At 70.4% G+C, this 260-nt stretch carries 1 pseudogene; it reads left to right on the forward strand.

Annotation, left to right across the window (positions count from 1 at the left end):
* A pseudogene (locus tag AC1RPY_RS07995) lies at nt 1-260 on the forward strand (hypothetical protein); the annotation flags it as partial.

Here is a 260-nt window from a genome sequence, read left to right on the forward strand (position 1 = left end):
GTGTCGCTCACCTCGGGCCGCCTCGTGCTGCAGGGCCTGCGTGACGCGGGCGTCGACGCGCATCCGTTCGACCCGGCCGAGCGGCCGCTGTCGGCGCTGAAGGACGAAGGCTTCGTGCGCGCGTTCAACGCGCTGCACGGCGGCTACGGCGAGAACGGCCAGATCCAGGGCGCGCTCGATTTCTACGGGATTCGCTACACGGGCAGCGGCGTGCTGGGCTCGGCGCTCGGCCTCGACAAGTTCCGCACGAAACTCGTGTG

The sequence above is a fragment of the Dellaglioa sp. CoH-56-MRSF-12 genome, assembly GCF_056782075.1.